This window comes from Streptomyces cinereoruber (assembly GCF_009299385.1).
Taxonomy (GTDB): Bacteria; Actinomycetota; Actinomycetes; order Streptomycetales; family Streptomycetaceae; genus Streptomyces; species Streptomyces bikiniensis.
Genome location: NZ_CP023693.1, coordinates 6,520,229 through 6,543,093, shown reverse-complemented (window position 1 = coordinate 6,543,093; position 22,865 = coordinate 6,520,229). Strand labels below are relative to the sequence as shown.

The 22,865-nt window shown below is 73.8% G+C and carries 24 protein-coding genes and 1 pseudogene; 9 read left to right on the top strand and 16 right to left on the bottom strand.

Translation table 11 applies throughout. The features are described from left to right. Window positions 1-142 precede the first annotated feature (142 nt). The 6 genes from CP977_RS29555 to CP977_RS29530 form a co-directional block, all read right to left on the bottom strand. Window positions 143-1,552 carry a family 2B encapsulin nanocompartment shell protein gene (locus CP977_RS29555; RefSeq protein WP_062750726.1) on the bottom strand — a complete coding sequence of 470 codons (1,410 nt, stop codon included), beginning with the start codon at window positions 1,550-1,552 and terminating at the stop codon, window positions 143-145. Window positions 1,553-1,799: 247 nt separating this feature from the next. Beyond that, the gene (locus tag CP977_RS29550; RefSeq protein ID WP_152371094.1) at window positions 1,800-2,141 is read right to left on the bottom strand and encodes a GNAT family N-acetyltransferase; all 342 of its coding nucleotides are present in this window, start codon (window positions 2,139-2,141) and stop codon (window positions 1,800-1,802) included. A 152-nt stretch (window positions 2,142-2,293) separates the two neighbouring features. Further along, complete coding sequence (locus CP977_RS29545) at window positions 2,294-2,911, bottom strand: hypothetical protein (protein ID WP_229991462.1); 618 nt, start codon at window positions 2,909-2,911, stop codon at window positions 2,294-2,296. Further along, a complete protein-coding gene (locus CP977_RS29540; RefSeq protein ID WP_109184493.1) occupies window positions 2,896-4,563 on the bottom strand; it encodes a serine/threonine-protein kinase in 1,668 nt (555 codons plus the stop codon). Before CP977_RS29540 ends, CP977_RS29545 begins: the two co-directional genes overlap by 16 nt. A 94-nt stretch (window positions 4,564-4,657) precedes the next feature. Then, window positions 4,658-6,523, bottom strand: a complete 1,866-nt coding sequence (locus CP977_RS29535; protein ID WP_152371093.1) for an RICIN domain-containing protein — start codon at window positions 6,521-6,523, stop codon at window positions 4,658-4,660. A 78-nt stretch (window positions 6,524-6,601) separates the two neighbouring features. After that, window positions 6,602-9,208 (bottom strand): beta-glucosidase family protein, encoded by a 2,607-nt coding sequence (locus tag CP977_RS29530; protein WP_152371092.1) that lies wholly within the window; start codon window positions 9,206-9,208, stop codon window positions 6,602-6,604. 273 nt (window positions 9,209-9,481) lie between these two features. On the opposite strand from CP977_RS29530, the gene CP977_RS29525 reads away from it, so the two are divergent. Next, entirely contained in the window at window positions 9,482-10,045 is a 564-nt protein-coding gene (locus CP977_RS29525; RefSeq protein ID WP_269145153.1) for a TetR/AcrR family transcriptional regulator, read from the top strand. 42 nt (window positions 10,046-10,087) lie between these two features. On the opposite strand, the gene rpsR is transcribed toward CP977_RS29525, so the two are convergent. The 4 genes from rpsR to rpmG are packed head-to-tail and all read right to left on the bottom strand — an operon-like array spanning window position 10,088 to window position 11,969. After that, window positions 10,088-10,324 (bottom strand): 30S ribosomal protein S18, encoded by a 237-nt coding sequence (rpsR, locus tag CP977_RS29520; RefSeq protein WP_062750736.1) that lies wholly within the window; start codon window positions 10,322-10,324, stop codon window positions 10,088-10,090. A 47-nt stretch (window positions 10,325-10,371) separates the two neighbouring features. After that, window positions 10,372-11,523 carry a CobW family GTP-binding protein gene (locus CP977_RS29515; protein ID WP_062750738.1) on the bottom strand — a complete coding sequence of 384 codons (1,152 nt, stop codon included), beginning with the start codon at window positions 11,521-11,523 and terminating at the stop codon, window positions 10,372-10,374. Next, window positions 11,523-11,768 (bottom strand): type B 50S ribosomal protein L31, encoded by a 246-nt coding sequence (locus CP977_RS29510; RefSeq protein ID WP_062750740.1) that lies wholly within the window; start codon window positions 11,766-11,768, stop codon window positions 11,523-11,525. Before CP977_RS29510 ends, CP977_RS29515 begins: the two co-directional genes overlap by 1 nt. Window positions 11,769-11,804: 36 nt before the next feature. Then, entirely contained in the window at window positions 11,805-11,969 is a 165-nt protein-coding gene (rpmG, locus tag CP977_RS29505; RefSeq protein WP_062750742.1) for a 50S ribosomal protein L33, read from the bottom strand. Window positions 11,970-12,054: 85 nt separating this feature from the next. On the opposite strand from rpmG, the gene CP977_RS29500 reads away from it, so the two are divergent. The 5 genes from CP977_RS29500 (at window position 12,055) to CP977_RS29480 (ending at window position 17,276) form a co-directional block, all read left to right on the top strand. Next, on the top strand, window positions 12,055-12,750 hold the full coding sequence (locus CP977_RS29500) for a class I SAM-dependent methyltransferase (RefSeq protein WP_062750744.1): 696 nt from the start codon (window positions 12,055-12,057) through the stop codon (window positions 12,748-12,750). A gap of 170 nt (window positions 12,751-12,920) precedes the next feature. Then, the gene (locus CP977_RS29495) at window positions 12,921-15,407 is read left to right on the top strand and encodes a molybdopterin oxidoreductase family protein (protein WP_152371091.1); all 2,487 of its coding nucleotides are present in this window, start codon (window positions 12,921-12,923) and stop codon (window positions 15,405-15,407) included. Then, window positions 15,404-15,895 (top strand): hypothetical protein, encoded by a 492-nt coding sequence (locus CP977_RS29490; protein WP_152371090.1) that lies wholly within the window; start codon window positions 15,404-15,406, stop codon window positions 15,893-15,895. The genes CP977_RS29495 and CP977_RS29490 overlap by 4 nt, the downstream gene beginning before the upstream one ends. Window positions 15,896-15,975: 80 nt before the next feature. Further along, window positions 15,976-16,455 (top strand): DUF2243 domain-containing protein, encoded by a 480-nt coding sequence (locus tag CP977_RS29485; protein ID WP_062750748.1) that lies wholly within the window; start codon window positions 15,976-15,978, stop codon window positions 16,453-16,455. Continuing rightward, window positions 16,452-17,276: a cytochrome c oxidase assembly protein gene (locus CP977_RS29480; RefSeq protein WP_062750750.1), complete on the top strand. Its 825-nt coding sequence runs from the start codon at window positions 16,452-16,454 to the stop codon at window positions 17,274-17,276. Before CP977_RS29485 ends, CP977_RS29480 begins: the two co-directional genes overlap by 4 nt. A 20-nt stretch (window positions 17,277-17,296) precedes the next feature. Here CP977_RS29480 and CP977_RS35265 read toward each other — a convergent pair whose 3' ends face one another. Together CP977_RS35265 and CP977_RS29475 are read right to left on the bottom strand one after the other, a co-directional pair. Continuing rightward, window positions 17,297-17,422 carry a hypothetical protein gene (locus tag CP977_RS35265; protein ID WP_260321781.1) on the bottom strand — a complete coding sequence of 42 codons (126 nt, stop codon included), beginning with the start codon at window positions 17,420-17,422 and terminating at the stop codon, window positions 17,297-17,299. 34 nt (window positions 17,423-17,456) lie between these two features. After that, window positions 17,457-17,771: pseudogene (locus CP977_RS29475) on the bottom strand (MBL fold metallo-hydrolase); the annotation flags it as partial. Between the two features lie 139 nt (window positions 17,772-17,910). Between CP977_RS29475 and CP977_RS29470 the strand changes: the two are divergent. Next, the gene (locus CP977_RS29470) at window positions 17,911-18,360 is read left to right on the top strand and encodes an SPW repeat domain-containing protein (protein ID WP_152371089.1); all 450 of its coding nucleotides are present in this window, start codon (window positions 17,911-17,913) and stop codon (window positions 18,358-18,360) included. Here the strand turns inward: CP977_RS29470 and CP977_RS29465 are convergent. Both CP977_RS29465 and ctaD read right to left on the bottom strand, forming a co-directional pair. Then, a complete protein-coding gene (locus tag CP977_RS29465; protein ID WP_062750756.1) occupies window positions 18,334-18,768 on the bottom strand; it encodes a hypothetical protein in 435 nt (144 codons plus the stop codon). The two genes, CP977_RS29470 and CP977_RS29465, sit on opposite strands and share 27 nt — an antisense overlap. Continuing rightward, window positions 18,765-20,492: an aa3-type cytochrome oxidase subunit I gene (gene ctaD / locus CP977_RS29460; protein WP_152371088.1), complete on the bottom strand. Its 1,728-nt coding sequence runs from the start codon at window positions 20,490-20,492 to the stop codon at window positions 18,765-18,767. The genes CP977_RS29465 and ctaD overlap by 4 nt, the downstream gene beginning before the upstream one ends. 310 nt (window positions 20,493-20,802) lie before the next feature. Here ctaD and CP977_RS29455 point away from each other — a divergent pair, with 310 nt between their 5' ends. Next, window positions 20,803-21,285: an SPW repeat protein gene (locus CP977_RS29455; protein ID WP_183953254.1), complete on the top strand. Its 483-nt coding sequence runs from the start codon at window positions 20,803-20,805 to the stop codon at window positions 21,283-21,285. Between the two features lie 168 nt (window positions 21,286-21,453). Further along, window positions 21,454-21,681, top strand: coding sequence for a DUF5133 domain-containing protein (locus CP977_RS29450; protein ID WP_062751039.1), 228 nt, complete (start codon window positions 21,454-21,456; stop codon window positions 21,679-21,681). A 105-nt stretch (window positions 21,682-21,786) separates the two neighbouring features. Here the strand turns inward: CP977_RS29450 and CP977_RS29445 are convergent, their stop codons facing one another. Together CP977_RS29445 and CP977_RS29440 are read right to left on the bottom strand one after the other, a co-directional pair. Then, window positions 21,787-22,455: a DUF3618 domain-containing protein gene (locus tag CP977_RS29445; protein WP_152371087.1), complete on the bottom strand. Its 669-nt coding sequence runs from the start codon at window positions 22,453-22,455 to the stop codon at window positions 21,787-21,789. Beyond that, window positions 22,431-22,865 carry a phage holin family protein gene (locus tag CP977_RS29440; RefSeq protein WP_062751043.1) on the bottom strand — a complete coding sequence of 145 codons (435 nt, stop codon included), beginning with the start codon at window positions 22,863-22,865 and terminating at the stop codon, window positions 22,431-22,433. The genes CP977_RS29445 and CP977_RS29440 overlap by 25 nt, the downstream gene beginning before the upstream one ends.

The window sequence follows — 22,865 nt, the reverse complement described above, 5'->3', positions numbered from 1 at the left end:
CTCCTCGGAGGGATGGGCGGGCCGCCCGGCTCCGGGCGTGCGCGCCCGGCCCGGGGGCTCCGGGCTGTGCTGAACGGGCTTGTGCTGAACCGGCTTGTACCGAACGGGTGCGCGCCGAAGGGGTGGGCGGGCGCCGGGGGCCCTAGCGCCTGCGGGCGATCTCCACGTTCTCCAGGACGCCGAGCGCGTTGGGCACCAGGACGGCGGCGGAGTAGTAGGTGGTGACCAGGTAGGAGATGATCGACTTCTCGTCGATGCCCATGAAGCGGACCGAGACGCCCGGTTCGTACTCCTCCGCCAGGCCGGTCTGCCGCAGGCCGACGACGCCCTGGTTGTCCTCGCCGAGGCGCATGGCGAGGATCGAGCTGGTGTTCTCCGGGCTGATGGGGATCTTGTCGCAGGGCAGGATCGGGACGCCGCGCCAGGTCTGGACCCGCTGTCCGTCGAGGTCGACGTGGTCCGGGTAGATCCGCCGGGCGTTGAGTTCGCGCCCGATCGCCGCGATCGTCCGGGGGTGGGCGAGGAAGAGCTTGGTGCCCCGGCGGCGGCAGAGCAGTTCGTCCAGGTCGTCCGGGGTGGGCGGGCCGGAGTGCGGCTGGATCCGCTGCTTGAAGTCGGCGTTGTGGAGCAGCCCGAACTCGCGGTTGTTGATCAGCTCGTACTCCTGGCGCTCGCGCAGCGCCTCGACGGTGAGCCTGAGCTGTTCCTCCGTCTGGTTCATCGGGCCGTTGTAGAGGTCGGCGACGCGGGTGTGGACCTTGAGGACGGTCTGGGCGACGGAGAGCTCGTACTCGCGGGGCGCGAGCTCGTAGTCGACGAAGGCGCCCGGCAGGACGGCCTCGCCCTTGTGGCCGGACGACATCGGGATGGCGGCCTCGCCGTACTTGTTCTGCGGCCGGCCCGCCCGGGAACCCGCCTCCCGTACGTGGTCGCGGAGTCCGGGGGCGGAGGCCAGGACGGCGGCGAAGTCGGCGCGGGAGAGGGTGAGCAGGGTGCCGGGGGTCTCGGCGGTGGCGGTGCGGTCCCAGGCGGCGCCGGCGTCGAGGAGGGCGGGCTCGCCGAAGTGGTCGCCGTCGGCGAGGACGGCGACGGCGTCCTCGCCGCCGTACCTGCCGGGGGAGGTCTGGTTGATCCGGCCGTGGGCGATCAGGTGGATGCCGTCGGCGGGTTCGCCGTGCCGGACCAGCACCTCGCCGGCGCGGAAGTCGCGCTGGACGCAGCGGGCGGCGAGGGCGGTCAGCACCTCCTCGTCCTCGAAGCCGCGGAGGAGGGCCAGTTCGCCCAGCTCGCGCGGGACGACCCGGACGCGGGCGCCGTCCTGGACGAACTCGACGCGTCCGTCGCCGACGGTGTGGCTCAGGCGGCGGTTGACCCGATAGGCGCCGCCCCTGGTCTCCACCCAGGGGAGCATCCGCAGCAGCCAGCGGGAGGTGATCTCCTGCATCTGCGGGGCGGACTTGGCCGTGTGGGTGAGCTTGCGGGCGGCCGCGGTGCTCAGACTGGACTGCCGGGGCGGCTCAAGCCGTACGTCCGGGCGGTCGTCAACGGTCATCGGGCGAGCTCTCTTCCGCGAAGGCGGTGATCGGCGCCGGGGCGCGTCACACCGCCGAAAGGAGAAACAGGGTGCGAAGATCCGGCAATCCGCCCGGATCCCGGGGAACAGTAACGGCCGTCACACCCGACCCGCCCTATCGGAACGAGGGCTTTACCTCCATGCAGTGATCTTGATCCGAACGTGGTTTACCCGCCCGAACATAGGTTTTCGCGCCATTTGTTCGCGTGTCGGCCAACGGCCGGGATCAACGTCCCAGCCGGGCGTCCAGCCACTGGAGGACCTCGGGGGTCACCGGGTCGGCGATGTCGGCGAACTCCTCGTGCTTCTCCAGGAACTTCGCCACGTACGGGCAGACGGGGACGACGCGCATCCCTGAGGCGCGCACGTCGGCGAGGACCCGTTCCACGAGGACGCCGGCCAGGCCCCGGCCCGCGTAGGCGTCGTCGACCTCGGTGTGGAAGAAGACCCGCCGGTCGTCGCGGTCGCGGTAGGACGTCAGACCGGCGCGTTCGCCGTCGACGAGGATCTCGTAGCGGTGCCGGTCGTCGACGCGGCGCACCTCGGGGGCGGCTTCCTGCTGGGTCATGGGGTGCCTTTCGGGTGACGGGAGAGGAGCGGGGCGGCCGGAACCGATCGTTCGCGCCCCACCGGCCCGACGATCGTCCGTTCCCCGCGCGCCCGACGATATCCGCGGGTCCGCGACCGGGCCCCGGCGGTGTGCGCCCGGGGCGTGTCCGCTCAGCCGCAGCGGTACGTGAAGGTCCCCTCGGCCGTGCGGGTGGCGGGCGACGTGATCACCAGGCGTGCCACGGCCCGGTGGGCGCCGGGCCCGTGGAAGGTCCAGAGGAGGTGGAGCCGGGCCTCCTCCTGCCCCCGGGCCAGGGTCTCGCGCAGGGGCGCGGACCGGGTCCCGTCGCTGCGCTCCCAGTGGTACGTCAGGGTGCCGGGCCGCCCGTCGGTGCGGACGACGCCCACGACGTCCGCCGTGCCGTCGCAGCCGAGCGGGCTCCCGGGGGCGGTGACTGCGACGTCCCGGACCGCCGCCCGGGGGCCGTATTCCCGCCAGGCGAGGAAGACCAGGACGGCGGCCAGGATCAGCGCGGCGGGTGCGTAGCGGCGGAGCCGCCGGGGGCGGGGCGGGCGCGGCGGCGGGGTGCCGGGCAGGGTGCCGTGCCAGATCTGGACGGCGGTGGGGGTGTTCCCGGCGCGCCGGGCGGCGGCCGCGGTCACTCCCGGCCCGAAGCGCAGGACCTCGCCCTCCCGCCGGTCGGGCGCCGGGTCCGGCTCCGGGCGCTGGAACCAGTGGCTGCCGAGTTCGGTGGCGCTGTAGTCGTCGTCGTTCACGAGATCACGCACCGTCGGACGAGGATCTGCTGGAGGGAACCGCCGTTCGCGGCGGCCGGGTCGGTGGTCGCGCGCGCTCCCCAGTAGCAGCCGGTGCCGCGGAAGGTGTGCGGGAGCGTGAGGGTGTACCGGGTGTCGCCCGCGCGCCGGAGGGTCTCGGAGCCGTCCGGCGTGCCCGGCGCCCCCTTCTCATCGCCGGTGGACCACGCGACGAGGAGCGTCACCGGTCCCGTGCCGTCGGTCGTGATCTCGACGGTGGCCTCGGCGGTCGCGGGCCCGGTCTGCCGCAGGCCCGTGACGGAGACGGAGGTCACGGAGACGGGCGGCGTCGTCGGGGGTTCCGTCGTCGGAGGCGTGGTCGGCGGGGTGGTGGGCGGAGTCGTGGTCGGCGGGGCCGGCGGGGGTTCCGTGGCCGGAGCCGTCGGGGTGGGCGTCGCGGTCGGGGTGTCGTCCGTCGGGGTGGGGGTGTCCGACGGGGCGGAGGGCTCCGGGCCCGTCGGCGTCGCGGTCGGGGTCGGGGTGTCCGTGGGCGGGGGTGCCGAGGAGGGGGAAGGCGGCGCGCCCGGGTCCGGCGGGAGCGCGGTCGCCGCCGTGTCCGTCGTCGCGAAGGCCCGCGCGGCCCGGTCCCCGTCCGGTTCCTCTCCCCCGGCCCGCGCGGCGAGGGCGAGGAGCAGCGCCAGGAGGAGCGCGGCCGCCCCGGCGGGCAGTCCGCGGGGGAACCGGCGCCGGAGGCGCGGGGCGGGCGGCCGGGGCAGCGTGGTCGTGGCGAGGGCGGTCGCGCCCTGGGCCGTACCGCCGGAGGAGGGGAAGAGCAGCGGCAGGAGCGCGGCGAGGGCCGCGAGGCGGCCGCGGCCGCGCTCCTCCCAGTCCGGGCCGTACGCGGCCGTGGCGACCGCCTCCAGTTCGGCGACGAACGCGGCCGCGTCGTCCGGCCGTTCGTGCGGGGCCTTGGCGAGGCCCCGGCGGATGAGCGGGCGCAGCGGTTCCGGAGCCTGTCCGTCGGGGACGGGCGCCTCCAGGTGCTGGAGGGCGAGTTCGGCGAAGTTGCCGCCCGCGAAGGGCTTGCGGCCGGTCAGGCACTCGAAGAAGGTCGCGGTGGCCGCGTAGACGTCGGCCGCCGGGGAGGCGGGGGCGCCGCTCCACTGCTCGGGCGCCATGTAGGCGGGCGTTCCGGCGACGCCGGGCCTGCTGTCGTGTCCGGTCGCGATCCCGAAGTCGACCAGGGTGGACGAGCCGTCGGCGGCGACCAGGACGTTCTCGGGCTTGTAGTCGCGGTGCACGACGCCCGCCCGGTGGGCGGCGGCGAGGCCCAGGAGCGAGCCCTTGAGCACCACGAGGGCGGCCTCGGGGCCGGTCGCGCCCTCCCGGGCGAGGAGGGCGCGCAGTGCGACGCCGTCCACCAGTTCCATCACGATGGCCGCGCCCGACGGCGCCTCGACGTACTCGTGGAACCCCACGACGTACGGGCTGTCCAGGGCGCCGAGCAGCCGGGCCTCGGCCCGGAAGCCGCGCACGAACGCCTCGTCCGAACGGAGCCGCTCCCCCAGGTACTTCACGGCCACCGGCGTGCCGGTCGCGTCGTGGACGGCCAGCACCACGCGGCCACTGGCGCCCGCCCCCAGTTCCCGGGTCTCCGTGTACCCCGGGACCACCCATGCGCTCATCCCCGTCCCCTCCCCGGCAGTTCGGCGGCTCTCCCCCCACAGGGACAGATTCTCGCCACGGCCGGTTCCGGGGACGGGGAAGAACGGGAGGGGGTCACGTCAGGGTGAACGCCTGGGCGGGTGAGCCGTCGCAGGGCCGCTGGGACAGGCGGGCCCCGTCGGCGGTCGAGGCGTTGTCGACGGTGAGGCACTGGGCGCTGTGGCGGGCGACGAAGCGGTGGCGGCCGTCGGTGCCGGCGGGCTCGGGACGCCACTGCTGGTTGGTGCCGCCCGCGTAGCTCCACAGGTGGACCCTGGTGCCGGAGGCGGTGGCGCCGGGGCCGCCGTCGACGTCCCAGACGCGGGAGTTGTACTGGTTGACGACCTGGTAGTGGCCGTCGCCCGTGGGGCGGAACTGCCACTTCTGGTTGGCGCCCGTGGTGCAGCCCCACTGCTGGAGGGCGGTTCCGTCCGCCGTACCCCAGTCGGCGGCGTCCAGGCAGGCGCCGCTGTGGGCGTTGGCGACGCGGTACCAGGCGGCCGGGTCGATCGGGCCGCCGGGGGCGGCGGCGGCGGTCCAGACGACGGTCGCCACGGCGCCGGCCGGGAGGGTGTACGCGAGGGTCTTTCCGCCCTCGGTCAGGGAGAAGCGCTGCGCGCCGCCCGCGGTGTTGACGACGTAGGCGGCGAAGGAGCCGTCCGGGTTCTGGAAGGCGACGTTCTGGACGCCTCCGGCGCCCTGGCTGGTGGAGCCGACGCGGGTGGCGCCGGGCTTGACGAACTTGGTGACGTGGCCGAGGACGTAGTACTCGGCGTTGCGGGTGACGGTGCCGTCCGCGATCTCCACGACGCCGTTGCAGCGGGTGGCGCAGTGGCCCTGGTGCGGGCCGCCGTTCCGGTCGAGGGCGAGGTTCCAGTTGACGACGGTCTCGCCGCCGTTGCGCATGTTCCGCACGACGAGGTTCTCGGCGTGCCACCGGAGGGTGTCGGCGAAGGTGGTGGCCGTGTTCGCGCTGTCGGTGCCGGAGCACTCGGTGAAGAAGACGCGCTTCCCGGCATCGACCACCTGCTGCTGGGCGGAGGGGGCCCCGCCGTAGCAGTGGAAGGCCGCCCCGATGACCCGCTGGATCCCCTGCGTGGCGGCGAAGACCTCCAGAGGGTAGTTCGGATGGTCCCAGTTGTGGTCGTAGGCGAGGACGTTGGTCGGCAGTCCGCCGGCGGTGAGGGTCCGGTCGAGGACCTTGAGGAACGCGGCCTGTTCGGCCGGGGTCATCGACATGGAGGGGTAACCGGTGGCGAACTCGGGCTCGTTCTGGACCGTGAGGTCGGTGAGGGCGACGCCCTGCTGCCCGTACGCCTTGACCGCCTTGACCAGGTAGTCGGCGTACGCCTGGTACTGGTCGGTCCGCAGGCTGCCGCCGTTGAGGGAGTTGCCGGTCTTCATCCAGGCGGGCGGCGACCAGGGGGAGCCCATGAACCGGATCGAGGGGTTGAGGGCGAGCGCCTGCTTGACGACCGGGATGATCTCCTGCTGGTCGCGGGCGATCGAGAACGAGCCCTTGGTGTCCTCGTACGTGTAGAAGCCGCCGGAGTTGAAGTCGGTGCTGCCCAGCGGCTGGCGCAGGTAGTTCAGTCCGATGCCCTCGCCCGGGGAGAACAGCGACTTCATCAGGTCGGCCCGCTTGTCGGCGGGCAGGCTCTGGACGAGGTGGGCGGACGCCTCGGTGACCGAGGCGCCTGCGCCGGTGAACCTCTGTCCCCGGCTGCCGGCGTCGACGCGGATGTCGACGGGCTGGACCGTACCGGTGAAGGGGACTGTCTCGGCTGCGAGCTTCCTGGAGCCGTCCGGGGTGGTGACCCAGACCTGGGCGGTGGGGTCGGCGGCCTGGGCGCTGCCGGTGCCGGCGGCGCCGAGGCACGCGACGGCGAGGACGAGTGCGGCGCCCGCGGCGCGGGCCCGTGAGGTCGTTCGGTGGGACACGGTGCGGCTCTCCTTCGGTGGGGATGACCTGACACGTGGGGGTGGTGCGTCCGTGCGAACCGTGGGGTGGGGCGGGTTTCAGTCGAGATCGGGGGCGAAATAGGGGTCGAGGTCGAGCATCAGGCGCAGGTCGCGGCTGGAGCGGCCGACGCGCAGGCGGCGGCGTCCGGTGGGCGTGCGCCAGCACCGGTGCTCCTCGTCCCAGGACTGGAAGACCCGCCGGGGCAGGGTGAGGACGACCGTCGCGGTGCCGCCCGCGGGGACCTCGGCGACGGCGAAACCCGCGAGGACGCGGACGGGGTCGTCGGTGGCTCCGTCGGGGGCGTCCAGGTACGCCTGGACGACCTCCCGTCCGGTCCGGGGGCCGGTGTTGGTGAGGGTCACGGTGATCCGGGGCCCGTCGCCGTCCGCGAGGACGGGGCCGGCCGGGGCGGGGTCGGCGGGAGCGGGGCCGAAGGTGAAATCGGCAGGGGTAGACGCTCCGTGGGCCTCGACGCGGTCGTAGGACCAGGTGGTCCAGCCGAGTCCGTGGCCGAAGGGGAAGGCGGGCTCGGTGCCGGCCCGGTCGTAGCCGCGGTGCCCGATGTGGAGCCCCTCGCGGTAGTCGAGGTCGCCGTCGACGGGCACGGCGTCGGGGACAGGGACGTCCTCGGCGCGGGCGGGCAGGGTCCACGGCAGCCGGCCGGAGGGCTCGGCGCGGCCGAACAGGACGTCGGCGAGGGCGTGCCCCGCCTCCTGGCCGGGCAGCCACGCCCAGAGCAGGGCGGGCACCTCGCCGGCCCAGGGCAGCAGGACCGGGGCTCCGGCGTTGACCACCACCACGGTACGGGGGTTGGCGGCGGCCACCGCGCGCACGAGCCGGTGCTGCTGCGGCGTCAGCTCCAGGTCGGGGCGGTCCCAGCCCTCGGACTCCACCTCCTCGTTGGTGCCGACGACCACCACGGCGACGTCGGCCGCGCGGGCCGCCGCGACGGCCCCGGCGATCTCGTCCTCGACGCCCGGGCCGGGCGGCAGGTGGCGCACGTGGGCGGTGACGAAGCGGCCGTAGCCGTCGGCGTCGACGACCCGGAGGTCGATCCGCAGGTCCAGGTGGACCGGGTCGGCGCCCACGCGCACGGTGCGGCGGTGGGTCTCCGGGTGGTGGTGGCCGGACTCCAGGATCAGTTCGACGCCCCGGTCGTCCTCGCCGGTGTGGACCGGCTCGCCGTCGAGGGAGACCGTGAAGCGCCCGGCGCAGCCGAACTCCAGGAGGTGGTCGCCCGGTTCGGCGAGGGTGATCCGGCCGGTGAGGACCACGTCGGCGGTTCCGTCCGGGACGCCGAAGGCCCCCCAGTCGCCGGTGCGGCGGACCTCCTCGCCCAGCGGCGTGCCGTTCCCGTCCAGGTACGCGGCCCGCAGGCCGGTGAGGCGCGCGGGGTCCACGAAGGGCGCGTGCCGCCGGGACGAGCCGCCCCGGTGCACGGTCAGTTCGACCCCCTCCGGCAGGGCGGCCCGCAGCCCCTCGGCGTACCCGACCGTGCGGACGGCGGGGACGTAGGCGCTGCCGCCGCCCTGGAGGTAGGCGTCGACGGCGTTCGGTCCGATCAGCGCCACGCGGTTCAGCCGGTGCGCGTCCAGGGGCAGCATGGCCCGCTCGTCGCGCAGCAGGACGGTGCCCCGGGTGAGGACCTCGCGCAGCACGGCGAAGTCCGCCTCGCCGGCCGGGGCGGGCGCGGGCGCGGCCGGCAGCGGCGGGGGCTGCTCGCCGGGCGCCCAGGGCTCGGTCAACTTGCCGACCCGGGTGGCGAGCCGCATCAGCCGCAGGACCTTGTCGTCGACGACCGCCTCGTCCACCTCGCCGCGGCGGACCGCCTCCACGAGGGCGTCGCCCCAGGGGCCGTCGGGGCCCGGCATCACCAGGTCGAGGCCGGCGACGGCGGTGGCCGCGGTCGTCCGGGCGGCGGCCCAGTCGCTGATCACCGCCCCGTCGTAGCCCCACTCGTCCTTCAGCACGCCCCGGAGGATCCGCCGGTGTTCGAGGACCGGGGCCGACTCGGTGCCGTCGTCCAGGCCCGAGTACGCGCCCATCACGCTCCACGGCCCGGCCTCGGCGAGGACGCGTTCGAACGGGGCGAGGTAGACCTCGCGGAGCGTACGGGGGTCGATCCTGGCGCGGTAGCGGGTCCGGTCGGTCTCGGAGTCGTTCGCGACGAAGTGCTTCAGGCAGGCGGCGACGCCCTCGTCCTGGAGGCCGCGCACGAGCGCGGCGCCGAGCGCGCCGGAGAGCAGGGGGTCCTCGGAGAGGCATTCGAAGTGGCGGCCGGCGACGGGGGTGCGCTGGAGGTTGACCAGCGGGGCCAGGACGACGTCCACGTTCTTGCGGCGGGCCTCGGCGGCGAAGACGCGGCCCAGGCGCTCGGCGAGTTCCGTGTCCCAGGTGGCGCCGGTGGCGCTCGGGGCCGGGGCGAGCAGGCCCGTCTCGCCGGGCACCTCGCCGGTGCCGCGTACGCCCTGGGGGCCGTCGGAGGTGACCACGGGGTGGAGTCCGAGCCTCGGCTCGCCGTGCAGCGCCCACAGGCTCGCCCCGGTCAGCAGCCGCACCTTGGCCGCCGGGTCCAGGGCCTCGATCAGCGCGGCCCAGCGGCTCTCGTCCGCCGCCTCCGGCCGGGCCGGAGGGGCGGGACGTGCGGGCGACGGGGCAGACATGGGGTTCCCTCCAGCCGTGGCGACGGCGTGCCGGACGGCGAGGACGTGCCGGGGCGAGGACGGCGTGCCGCCGTGGTGACGGGCACATGAAAGCACACCCGCTAAGTACTTAGTAAGTGGTGGGGGTCACACGGCTCCGAGGCCTCCCCGGAGCCGGTCCCCCGGCTTCCGGGGACACCTATGCTGGCGCGCGTGAGCAACCATCCGGTAGGTAAGACGAGCCGTCCGCCCCGTACGCCCCGCAGCGCGGAGGCCAAGCAGCGCCGGCAGGACATCCTGCACATCGCCATGGACACGTTCGCCGCCCGCGGCTACCACAACGCGCCGATCCAGGAGATCGCCGACCGCGCCGGGCTCACCCAGGCCGGGGTCCTGCACTACTTCCGGACCAAGGCCCAGCTGCTCACCGGCGTCCTCGAGCTCCGCGACCAGTCCGGCATCGAGCAGCTCGGGCCGGACCGGCCGCGCGGGACGGAGTTCCTGCGCCACCTCGTGGACACCGCCCGGCGCAACGCCGAGCGCGAGGGCATCGTGCGCCTGTACGCGGTGCTCTCGGCCGAGTCCGTCACCGAGGACCATCCCGCGCAGACCTACTTCCGCGACCGCTACACCGGGCTGCGGGCCTTCGTGGCCGACGCGCTGCGCGAGGCGGGCGGCCTCGCCGAGGACGACGCCCGGGTCGAGCCGGCCGCGAACGCGATCATCGCCGTCATGGACGGCCTCCAGGTCCAGTGGCTCCTCGACCCCGGCTCGGTCGATATGGCCGTGTCGACCGAGCTCGCCCTGGACTCCCTGCTCACCGCGCTCGCACCGGACCGCTTCCCCGCCGGGGGATGAGCGGGCCCGACCGCGACCGGCGCCGGCGGCTCGCGTACCGCGTCAGCGGCTCGCGTACGGCAGGAGGGCCATCTCGCGGGCGTTCTTGATCGCGGCGGCGAGGGCCCGCTGCTGCCGGGCGGTCACGCGGGTGACGCGGCGGCTGCGGATCTTGCCGCGGTCGGAGAGGAACCTGCGGAGCAGGTCGGTGTCCTTGTAGTCGATGTACGTGATCCCGGCCGCGTCCAGCGGGTTGGGACGGGACTTGGCGGGCTTGCGGGGCTCGGGGCGGCGTGCCACGGGGGCTGCTCCTTCGGTGGGCGTGCGTACGGCGGGGTCGGGCGGGGTCAGGCGGCGTCGAGCAGGGGGGCGAAGGCCGCGGGCAGGCGCTTCCAGGTCTCCGGCCCCGACGCGTACTCCGCGTCGGTCAGCAGGCAGGAGTCGAGGAGCCGTTCGAGGCCGTCCCGGTCGAGGCCGGGCGAGGTGAAGACGAGGTGCTGGCAGCGGTCGCCGTGCTCGGCGTGCCAGTCGAGCGCGGCGGCGGCCCGGCGCACGGGCGGGACCATCTCCCAGGCCGCGTCCGGCAGCGAGGCGAGCCAGGGGCCCGCGCTCTCCACGCACAGCGCCCCGCCGGCCGCGTCCCAGGCGAGCAGGGTGTCGGGGCGGTCGGCGAGCCAGAACCGGCCGCGGCTGCGGGCCGCCGCGCAGCACAGGTCCTCCAGGGCCTCGTAGAGGCGCTCGGGGTGGAACGGGCGGCGGCGGTGCCAGACGAAGGTGGTCACGCCGGCCTCGTCCGCGTCCTGGGGCAGGAGCGCGCAGGCGGGGTGCTGGGCGGCCGCGGCGGCCTCGACGTCGAAGCCCGCGAACGCGGCCCGGGCGAGGTCGGGCGAGGCGGCCCGCACGCGGCGGGCGGTGGGGTGCAGCTGGGCGAGGAGGGCGTGGTCCTCGTCGTCGGCCTCGGCGCTGTCGACCACGGCGAGGACGGGGGCGTACTCCAGCTGGCGGGCCCAGGTGTCGCCGACGGTCCGCCGGTCGGTGGGGGCGGCGGCGAGTCCGGCCTCGGCGAGGTCGTCGCCGTTGGCCAGGCAGGGCAGGACGAGCGCGGGGTCCACGGCGGTGATCACGCCGGTCACGGCCAGGCGGCCCCCGCCGTGGGCGGCGACGACCTCGGCCATGGCCCTTGGCTCGACCGAGTCCCACAGTTCGACCACCGCGAGCCGGGTGAGGCCGTCGTCCGCCAGGCGTTCCAGCTCGGGGACGAGGTCCTCGCGCAGCGCGCAGCAGGCGCAGTCGTTCACCAGCGGCGTCTCGCCGTGCGAGACGGGTCCGGAGGCGTCCCGGACGAGGCGGAGCACGGTGCCCTCGGGGGCCGAGGCGAGGTCGTGGTGGAGCGCCACGCTCCCCGGGACGTCCCGCAGGAGGCGGTCGACGACCTCCCTGCGGGCGTCCGCGTGGAGCCCGGCGACGATCACGACGGGGAGTTCGCGCGCGTGCCCCATCAGCGGGCTCCGTAGCGGCGCTCGAAGCGCTCGACGCGGCCGGCGGTGTCCAGGACGCGGGCGGTGCCGGTGTAGAAGGGGTGGCTCGCCGAGGAGATCTCGACGTCCACGAGCGGGTAGGTGTTGCCGTCCTCCCAGTCGATCGTCTTGTCACCGGTCATGGTGGACCTGGTGAGGAAGGCGGTGCCGGAGGCGGAGTCGCGGAAGACGACGGGGCCGTAGGCGGGGTGGATGCCGGGCTTCATGGCGGGGACCTTTCGGCGGTGGGGTACGGGGCGGGGTCAGCGTTCTTCGCGGAAGTCGACGTGCCGGCGGGCGACGGGGTCGTACTTGCGCAGCACCATGCGGTCGGGGTCGTTGCGGCGGTTCTTGCGGGTGACGTAGGTGAAGCCGGTGCCCGCGGTGGAGCGGAGCTTGACGACCGGGCGGAGTTCGTTGCGTGCCATGCGGCCAGTATATGACAACGGTTTTCATTACCAAAAACTGCCCGCCCGTCGGCACTCTTGTGGGCGGGTTCCCGCCGGTGGAACGATGCGACGGCATCCGCCCGACCCGACCGGAAGGACCCCCGTGACCGACGAGCAGCAGCGGCCGCCCGCGGCGGTCGTGTTCGACGCGCTGGGAGCGGAGTACGAGAAGGCCTTCGCCGGTTCCGAGGCGCACCGGCGCTCGCTGGCGTGGCTGCTCGGGCGGCTCGCGCCGGGCAGCCGGGTCCTCGACGTGGGCAGCGGCACGGGCCGGCCCACCGCCGAGGCGCTCGCGGAAGCCGGTCACGAGGTCCTCGGCGTCGACGTCTCCCCCGTCATGGTGGAGCTGGCGGCCCGCCAGGTGCCGGCCGCCTCCTTCCGGTGCGCCGACGTCCGGGAACTGCCGCTGGACGAGGCCTCGTTCGACGCGGTCTGCGTGTACTTCTCCCTGCTCCAGCTGGACCGGCGCGAGCAGGCGGAGACGGTGCGGCGGCTGGTCCGGGCGCTGGCGCCGGGCGGTCACCTGGTCCTGGCCACCGTGCCGCTGGACGTGGAGGGCGTGGACGCCGTCTTCATGGGGCAGCCCGTGCGCGTGACCAGCTTCGCCGTACCGGACCTCGTCGCCGTGGCCGAGGAGGCCGGTCTCGACGTGCTGGAGCGCGAGGAGGCGCTGTTCACCCCGGCCCACCCGGAGGCGGTCCCGGAACCGCACGTGTTCCTGCACTGTCGTCGGCTGCGGGCCGTCGCGGCGGGTTCCTGACGGCGCGTCGGGGTCCGCCGAACCGTTGGGCCGGGCCGCCGATCGGGCCGCCGAGGAGGCTCCGGCGGTCTGCGGCGCGGCACCGGAGTGGCTTCCCGGGCGGTCGGGTTAGGGGGCGGGGATCGGGGGGTACCCGTGACCGGTCCGCAGGTCGCCCGGTGGAGGTCGTGATGGATTCTTCGGTGGACCGGATCGCCGATCCCTGGGGTGGCCGTGTGCCGCACCGGCGCCACGAGCCGTGGCCGGCCCGGGTGGACACCCACCTCGCCGAGGGCGTGGAGCCGGACATGGTGCAGCGCTGGGTGCAGGCGGCCTCGATCCTGCACTCCGACGGGGACGCCATGGACATCGCGGTGGTCGACGGCCGGATGGTCGGAGTGCGGGGGCGGGCCGTCGACCGGGTCAACCGCGGCAGGCTCGGCCCCAAGGACCTCTTCGGCTGGCAGGCCAACGCCTCGCCCGACCGGCTGACCCGTCCGCTGGTCCGCGAGGGCGGGCGCCTGGTGGAGACCGACTGGGACACCGCGATGGACCGCGTCGTCTCCCGCTCCCGGGCGCTGCTGGGCGAGCGGGGCCCCGGCTCCCTCGGCTTCTACACCAGCGGGCAGCTGTTCCTGGAGGAGTACTACACGCTCGCGGTCCTGGCCCGGGCCGGCATCGGGACGAACCATCTCGACGGCAACACGCGCCTGTGCACCTCGACGGCGGCCGAGGCGCTGAAGGAGTCCTTCGGCTGCGACGGGCAGCCCGGGAGCTACGACGACATCGACCACGCCGACGTCATCGCGCTCTTCGGCCACAACATCGCCGAGACGCAGCCCGTGCAGTGGATGCGCGTCCTCGACCGCCTGGAGGGCACCGACCCGCCCCGGCTGCTCTGCGTGGACCCCCGGCCCACCCCGGTGGCCCGCAGGGCGGCCGTGCACCTCGCGCCCCGGATCGGCACGAACGTGGCGCTGCTCAACGCCCTGCTGCACGAGATCATCAGGACCGACCGCGTCGACCACTCCTACGTACGGGCGCACACGGTCGGCTTCGACGAGCTGGCGGCCCGGGTCGCGGACTGCACGCCGGAATGGGCGGCCGGCGTCTGCGACGTCCCGGCCGCCCGGATCACCGAGGCCGCCGAACTCCTGGGCACCGCCGACCGGCTGCTGTCCACGGTGCTGCAGGGCGTCTACCAGTCCCACCAGGCGACGGCGGCCGCCGTCCAGGTCAACAACCTGCACCTGATCCGGGGCATGCTGGGCAGGCCCGGCGCCGGGGTGCTCCAGATGAACGGGCAGCCCACCGCCCAGAACACCCGCGAGTGCGGGGCCGACGGCGACCTGCCCGGCTTCCGCAACTGGCAGAACGACGCCCACGTCGAGGACCTGGCGCGGGTCTGGAACGTCGAACCGTCCGCGATCCCCCACTACGCCCCGCCCACCCACGCCCTGCAGATGTTCCGCTACGCCGAACAGGGTTCGATCCGCATGCTGTGGATCAGCGGCACCAACCCCGCCGTGTCCCTGCCCGAGCTGTCCCGCATCCGCGCGATCCTCGCCCAGGAGCGCCTGTTCGTCGTCGTCCAGGACCTCTTCCTCACCGAGACGGCGCGGTACGCCGACGTGGTGCTGCCCGCGGCGACCTGGGGCGAGAAGACCGGCACGTTCACCAATGCCGACCGCACGGTGCACCTCTCGGAGAAGGCCGTCGAGCCGCCGGGCGGGGCCAGGCCCGACCTCGACGTCTTCCTCGACTACGCCCGGCGGATGGACTTCCGCGACAAGGACGGCGGTCCGCTGGTCACCTGGCACGACCCGGAGAGCGCGTTCGAGGCGTGGAAGCGGTGCAGCGCCGGCCGCCCGTGCGACTACACCGGCCTGACCTACGCCATGCTGCGGGGCGGCAGCGGCGTCCAGTGGCCGGTCAACGAACGGGCGCCCGGGGGCACCGAACGGCTCTACGCCGACGGCGTCGACTGGGCGCACCCCGACGTGTGCGAGGACTACGGCAAGGACCTGGTGACCGGGGCGGCGGACGGCGCGGCGGAGTACCGCGCCCTCAACCCCGACGGCAAGGCCGTGATCAAGGCCGCCGCCTATCTGCCCCCGCACGAGGGCCCGAGCGAGGAGTACCCCTTCCAGCTGACCACGGGCCGGACCGTCTACCAGTTCCACACCCGCACCAAGACCGGCCGCGCGCCCCAGCTGAACGCGGCGGCCCCCGACGTGTGGGTCGAGGCCTCGGCGGAGGACGCGGCGCGGACCGGCCTGCGCGAGGGGGACCTGGTCGAGGTCCGCACCCCCCGCGGCGCCCTGCGGGGGCGGCTGCGCGTCACCGGTCTGCGGCCGGGCGTGCTCTTCGTACCCTTCCACTACGGGTACTGGGACACCCCCGCCGGCGACGGTCCGGACCCCGCCGCTCCGGGGCGCGCGGCCAACGAGGCCACGATCACCGACTGGGACCCCGCGTCCAAGCAGCCGATGTTCAAGACCGCCGCGGCCTCGCTCACCCTCGTGGAGCGCGGCGACGAGACCCCGTCGCCGGCGCCCACCACCGGCGCCTCGGCCCCGGCGGACCCGCACGGCGTGCCGGCCACCGCGGGCGGGGCGGCCGCGCGCGTCGCCCAGGACCCGCACCCCGCGTGGGGCACGAAGGAGGACGACCGGTGAACGGCGTCACGATGGTTCTGCACGCCCTCCACCAGGGCGAACGCGACCTGGTCGACGGTCTCGTGGCCCTGTCCGAGCGCCATCGCGCCGAACACGAGGTGCACCACGTCGCCACCGACGTCGCCGACTGGTCCCGGGAGCACGTCCGGCGACTCGCCGACACGGCCGCCCACTACGGCCTGGACCTCGACGGCCCGTCCGACGGCCCCTCCCCCGGTCCGTTCGCGGCGCCCGGGAGGAAGGCGCCGGAGGGTGCGGACGACGGCCTCGGACCCGGGCTGCTGCTCCTGCGCGACCTGCGCGGGACGCATCTGGCCGCGGCGTACAACTCGCTGCACTGGGAGATGCTCGCCCAGGCCGCACAGGCCCTGAGGGACCACCGGCTCCTCGCGCTCGCCTCGTTCTGCCACCCCCGGACGCTGCGTCAGATGCGCTGGACCAACACCATGATCAAGAACCTGTCGCCGCAGCTGCTCACCAGCCTGTAGGGCCCGTGGGAAGGCCGCGCCGCGGACCGGACGGGTGCCGGGCAGAGCGACGGACGTGAACGGGAACCAGGAGGCGGACCATGACGGACTCCCCGCCGGGAGGCGGACGGCGCGACGGCCGCCGGTCGGCCGTGGCGTGCGGCCTGATCGGGGTGGCGGTGATGGCGGCCGTGGACGAGATCGTCTTCCACCAGGTCCTCGGCTGGCACCACTTCTACGACCGTTCCACCCCGGCGGTGGGGCTCCTGTCCGACGGGCTGCTCCACACGGCGGAACTCCTCGCGCTGGTCGCGGGGTTCTTCCTCTACGCGGACCTGCGCAGACGCCGGGCGCTGTCCCCCGGCCACGCGTGGGCGGGGTTCCTCGTCGGCGCCGGGGGCTTCCAGCTGTTCGACGGGGTCGTGGACCACAAGCTGCTGCGCCTGCACCAGATCCGTTACGGCGTGGACCTCACCCCGTACGACTGGGCGTGGAACGCGTTCGGCGCGATGGTGCTCCTGGCCGGCTGCGGTCTCGCCGTGAGGGCGCGCCGCCGGGCGCGGCGGGACGGCCGGGGGTGACGCCCGGCCACGGCCACCCCGGTCCGGCCGGGGGCGCGGGTCTCCTCTTCGCCGCGGCGGCGCTGCTCGCCGTCGTCGCGTACCTGTCGGCCGCCGTCCGGCTCCGGCGCCGCGGCGACGCCTGGCCGTGGCGCCGTGACGCGTCGTTCGCCGCCGGCGGGGCCGTGCTCGTTTCGGCGTTCCTGGTCCCCCTGCCCGGCGGTCCCTTCACGGCGCACACGGTCCACCATCTCCTCACCGGCATGGCCGCCCCGCTCCTGCTCGTCCTCGGCCGTCCGCTCACCCTGGTCCTGCGGGCCCTGCCGCCGGGCCACGGGCGCCGCGGGCTGCTGGCCGTCGCGCACTCCCGGCCCGCGGCCCTGCTGGTCCTTCCTCCCGTCGCCGCCCTGCTGGACTTCGGCGGCCTGTGGCTGATCCACCGCACGCCGCTGTTCGCCGCGGCTCAGGACCGGCCCCTCCTCCACGCGGCGGTGCAGGTCCACGTCGTGGCCGCCGGGCTGCTCTTCGCCTTCGCCGTCTGCCGGCTCGATCCCGTACGGCGCGGGGGCGGGGGGACCGCGGTGCGCGGGGCCGCCCTGCTGGCCGGGGGGACCGCGCACGCCGTCCTCGCCAAGGGCCTGTACGCCGACGGCCCGCCCGGCACGGCCTTCTCCCCCGCGGACCTGCACGCGGGAGCGCGGCTGATGTACTACGGCGGGGACCTGGCCGAACTGGCCCTCGCCCTCGTCCTGGCCGTCCAGTGGTACACCTCCACCGGGCGGGCGTGGGCCCGCCGGGGCCGCCTCCGCCCCGCACCCGGCCCGGTTCCTCCGGGCGGTTGAAGGGGCTTCGGCGCGGGGGGTCACGGGGCCGGGCGCGGTGCTGCGGCCAGCACGGTGGTGCCGCCGGGCGGGCAGTGCACGAGGCGTTCGCCCAGCCCTTCGCGGTGCGCGGCGTCGAGGAAGGCGGAGAGGGGCGACTTCATCACGGTGTACTCCTCGTAGTGCACCGGCGGAAGCCGGCAGCGTGTTCAGCCGGCGGGCCGCGTGGGGCGTGGTGAGGAACGGGAGGCCGGGGTCCAGGCCGCGCCGGGCGACGCGATCGAAGTGGTCTCCGTGCAGGTGCGAGAGGACGACGGCGTCCAGGGCGGGCAGTGCGTCGACCTCGCGCGCCGGGTCGCGCAGACGCCGGCTCACCAGGCCGTTCCCCAGGTAGGCGTACTGGCCCTTGTGCAGGAAGTTGGGGTCGGTCAGCAGGGTCGCCCCGCCGTACCTCAGGAGGAGGGTGGCGTTGCCGATGAACTCGATCTCGAGACGGTCCGAGCCGGACGGGCCCATGCCGGCCTCCTCGTGGGTGCGCTCGTGTCCCCGCCGTACGCGATTGCCCGGGTTCGCGGCTTTCATACCGTCGTACGGGAGAGTGGGGCGCAAGCCGCCGGGTAGTCGCGGGTGACCCCTATCCGAGGAGATGAGCGCCATGGCGATCCAAGTCGACCGGGGAACGACCCCGCGCGTCCCGGACCGGACCCACGTACTGCGTCAGGGGGTGCACGACCAGATCCTGGGCCTGTTGATGCTGGCCGTCTCCGTCGTGGTGCTGCTGTTCCCGATGGCCACGCACGACGGTCCCAAGGACGCCCAGGTGAACGAGTTGGTGGTGGGGCTCGTGGTCGCCTTCGCCGCGGGTGCGCGCCTGTACCGCGGCGGAGGCGTGTGGTCCGACGCCGTGGTGGGGCTCGCGGGTGCGTGGCTGATCGCCTCGCCGTTCGTGCTGGACGCCCAGAACACCGCCGTCCACACGGCGGACCGCATGCTCTGCATCGTGGCGGGCAGTGTCCTGGTCGTCCTGAGCCTGGTGTCCGCGGCGGTCTGGTGGTCGGACCGCGGGAGCCGGAAGGGGTCAGCCGGCGCTTCTCACCACGAGTGACACCACGGCCGTCGTCGCGCCGGCCGCGCCCAGCGCGACGGCGAACAGCCGGCGGCGGAGGCGGTCGTAGCGGTCGCCGTACTCCCGGCGGAGTTCGCCCGCACGCGTCACGGCGTCCCGGAGCATGCGGCGCCGTACGGCCAGGTGTTCCCGCGCGAACTCCCGGGCGATCTCCGACCGCTCCCGGGGGCTCAGCCACGGAAACCGGTCGGCGAAGACGGCGCCGGCCTCCGCGGCCTCGGCCCCGGCCCTTCGTGCCAGCAGGTACCCCTCCAGTCGGGCGATGCCCGCGGCCGCCTCCGCCGTCAGGGCGCGCGGCCTCTCGCGGTCGTCCGCGACCGCCCCGCGCGCGCCGTCGCCGGCCCGGCCCGCGGGGGCCTGCGGTTCTCCGGTTTCGTGCGCGGTCATGCGTTCCGGCCCGCGTCGGGGCCGTCGTGGGTGGCGGCGCCGGAGTCGTCGATCATGTCCCGCTTGTCTCCCTTGCCCTGGTCGAGGGCCGCGACCTCGGGATAGTTGAGGTCGAAGGCGGGGGATTCGGAGCGGATGCGCGGGATGGTGACGAAGTTGTGCCGGGGCGGCGGGCAGGAGGTGGCCCATTCCAGGGAGCGGCCGAAGCCCCACGGGTCGTCGACGGTGACGCGGGGAGCGGTCTTGGCGGTCTTCCAGACGTTGTAGAAGAACGGCAGGGTGGAGGCCCCCAGCAGGAACGCGCCGATGGAGGAGACCGTGTTCAGGGCGGTGAAGCCGTCGGCCGACAGGTAGTCGGCGTAGCGCCGGGGCATGCCTTCGGCACCCAGCCAGTGCTGGACGAGGAACGTGCCGTGGAAGCCGACGAAGAGGGTCCAGAAGTGGACCTTGCCCAGGCGCTCGTCGAGCATCGTGCCGGTCATCTTGGGCCACCAGAAGTAGAACCCGGCGAACATCGCGAAGACGACCGTGCCGAAGACGACGTAGTGGAAGTGGGCGACGACGAAGTAGCTGTCCGTGACGTGGAAGTCCATCGGCGGTGAGGCGAGGATGATCCCGGTCAGTCCGCCGAACAGGAAGGTGACGAGGAAGCCGATCGACCACAGCATGGGGGTCTCGAAGGAGAGCGATCCCTTCCACATCGTGCCGATCCAGTTGAAGAACTTGACTCCGGTCGGGACGGCGATCAGGAAGGTCATGAAGGAGAAGAAGGGCAGCAGGACCGCTCCGGTGGCGAACATGTGGTGTGCCCACACCGTCACCGAGAGGCCCGCGATGGCGATGGTCGCGGCGACCAGGCCGATGTAGCCGAAGAGCGGCTTGCGGGAGAAGACCGGCAGGATCTCGCTGACGATGCCGAAGAACGGCAGCGCGATGATGTAGACCTCCGGGTGCCCGAAGAACCAGAAGAGGTGCTGCCACAGCAGTGCCCCTCCGTTGGCCGGATCGTAGATGTGCGCCCCGAACTTCCGGTCCGCCTCCAACGCGAACAGGGCCGCGGCGAGGACGGGGAAGGCGAGCAGGACGAGCACCGAGGTCAGCAGCACGTTCCAGGTGAAGATCGGCATCCGGAACATCGTCATCCCCGGCGCGCGCATGCAGATGATCGTGGTGATGAAGTTGACAGCGCCCAGGATCGTGCCGAAGCCTCCGAGCGCGAGGCCCATGATCCACATGTCACCGCCGACGTACGGCGTGCGCTCCCCACCGCTCAGGGGCGTGTAGGCGGTCCAGCCGAAGTCCGCCGTGCCCTGGGGGGTGAAGATCCCCGCGAAGGCGATCAGGCCGCCGAAGAGGAAGAGCCAGTACGACAGCATGTTCAGCCGGGGGAAGGCGACGTCGGGCGAGCCGATCTGCAGGGGCATGATCGCGTTGGCGAAACCGGCGAACGTGGGGGTGGCGAACAGCAGCAGCATCACCGTCCCGTGCAGGGTGAACACCTGGTTGTACTGCTCGGGCGAGACGATCTGCAGGCCCGGCCGCGCCAGCTCCGCCCGGAGCACGAGCGCCAGCAGGCCTCCCAGCAGGAAGAAGACGAACGACGTGATCAGGTAGAGGTGCCCGATCTTCTTGTGGTCGGTCGTGGTCATCCAGTCCACGACGACCCTTCCGGGACCTCTCCCCTTCACGGGCACGAGGGTGGGCGGTTCCGTGGCGACGGTCATGGAAACTCCTGCGAAGGGCTCGGGGGAAAGCACGCGGGCAGGGCGACCGTAGATCAACTTTTCCACCGAAACGAACAAATGCGGGCACTCGGTCTAAATAGGTTCATCACTCAAGGTGCGACCTGCGCTTTTCGGTCGAGGCGGACAAGAAGTACCCGCACGGCGGGCGCGCACGACGGCTCGCCGCGCCCCCCGCACGCCCCGCCACGAGTGACACCTGCCGACACCACGAGAAGAATGACCCGTTCGGTGGGTTTATGTCCCTTTTACGGGTAAGTGCAGAGCAAGCACCGTCCTTCTGGAGGTCATCATGGCGTCAACCCATCGCGCCCCCATCGAAGAGCACCCCGACCTGATGGAGCTGCGCGCCCGGCACGACCGTGCCGCCGCAACCCCGCGGGCCCAGATGATCGAGGCCCTGGCCCTCGTCACCGGCCTCTACCTCGCCGCGTCCCCGTGGATAGCCGGCTTCAACGGCTTCACCACCCTCGCCGTCACCAACCTCATCGCCGGCATCGCCTACATGCTGCTCCTCGGCGGCCTCGGCAACTCCTACGAACGCACCCACTCCATGGCATGGGCCGCCGCCGCCATCGGCATCTGGACCTGTGTCGCCCCCTGGGTGGTCGCCGGGGACGTCGCCCACACCCGCTCCATCACCAGCAACCTCATCACCGGCGCCGTCGCCACCCTCCTCGCCCTCGCCGCCGCCTCCGCGGCCCGGGACCACGCCGGCGACGCGCGCGGCGGCTCGGGCGCGCGCGGACGCCGCGGAGTGCCCGGCGACCACTGACGCCATCGACGGACGGACACGACCACGGCGCCGGACCCACCGGCCTGGACGCGAACGCCCCAACCGCTCCGAGACGCCCCGGACCGCACGGTTTCCCTCGTGCGGTCCGGGGCACACGCGCGAACGAGATATCCCCCGTTCGGAGTACTCGGAGCAAGGAGACGGCTGATGCTGATGGCCCACCCCATGGTGCTGGAGAACCTCGTCGAGCAGTACGGGACGCTGCGGGCCCTGTACACCGAGAACGGTTCGGCCGAGGTGCGCCGACAGCTCGAGGACGTCACCTACACCCTGTGCGTGTCCACCGGCACCCGTGACATCGACGCCGCCCTGACCGCCTCCTGCCGTCAACTGGCCCGCGCCCGTTCCGAGATCGACTTCGCGCTCGTCGGCTGACCGCGACGACCGCGCCGCGCCGCGGACGCCGCTTCCCCGACAACAGGGGCGGCTGCCGACCTCACGGGTCGGCAGCCGCCCCTGTTCCGTGCGGCGACGCGGTTCTCAGCGTCCCGTCCGTCCCCCGCCGGAGGTGTGCTTCATGTCGTCAGCGGCGTCACGGCCGACCTGACGCAGTTCCCGGGCGGTCTCCCGGCCCGCGTCCCGCGCGTGCTCCTTGGTCGTCCCGACGGCCTCCTGGGCCGTGCTCTTGACCGATTCGACGGCGTCCGCGGCGGGGCCGCGCAGCTCCTCCCGGACCTCCTGCGCCGCGTCCACGGCCGTCCGCTTCACCGGTTCCAGCAGTTCGTCGGAGTGCTCCTTGAGCTGCTGCCCCAGGCGTTCCTCCGCCTCGGTGGTCGGCAGGAGGGCCGAGGCGAGCATGCCCGCGCCGAAGGCGATCAGGCCGGCGGCCAGCGGGCTGCCCTGGGTCTGCCGGCGCACCCGCTCCGGAGCCTGCTGGACCGCTTCGCTCACGTTGCCGCCCGCCTCCCGCGCCGTGTCCGCGACGCTGCTCGCCGCCCGGTTCAGACCCTCGGACGCCCCGTGCGCCGAGTCGTGTGCGCTGCCCATGACGCGCTCCTTCACTCCGCTCACCTGGTGCCGTATCGAATCGGCCTTGCGACGGGCGACCCTGCCCGGGGTGATCCGGTCGGCCAGGCGGTCGACGTTGCGGGCCAGATGGGCCCGCCGTTCCTCCACGTCGTTCCTCAGCTCGTCGGGTGTCGTGCCCACTTGGCGTCCTCCTTCAGGGTCTCCACGGTCTGTTCCGGCTTGAGGTTGACGGTGCGCAGGCGCTTGCGCCCGGCGGAGTAGAGCACGCCGCCCACGACCGCCCACAGAACGGTGACGATCAGTGCGGCCCAGGCCAGGTTCATCACGTTGCCCAGGGCGAAGACGACGGTCAGGCTGCCGAGCAGCGCCACGACGTGGGCCGCGTAGCCCGCTCCGCCGAGCATGCCGGCCGCCTTGCCCGCCTTGACGGACTCCTGCTTGACCTCGGCCTTCGCCAGCTCGATCTCGTCCCGGACGAGGCGGGACAGGTCCTGACCGATCTCGCTGACCAGATCGCCGATCGACGGTTCGGGCGCCTCGCCCGGCGGCACGGCCGCCGAGGTGGGGCGCTCCTGGAAGGAGAGGGCCAT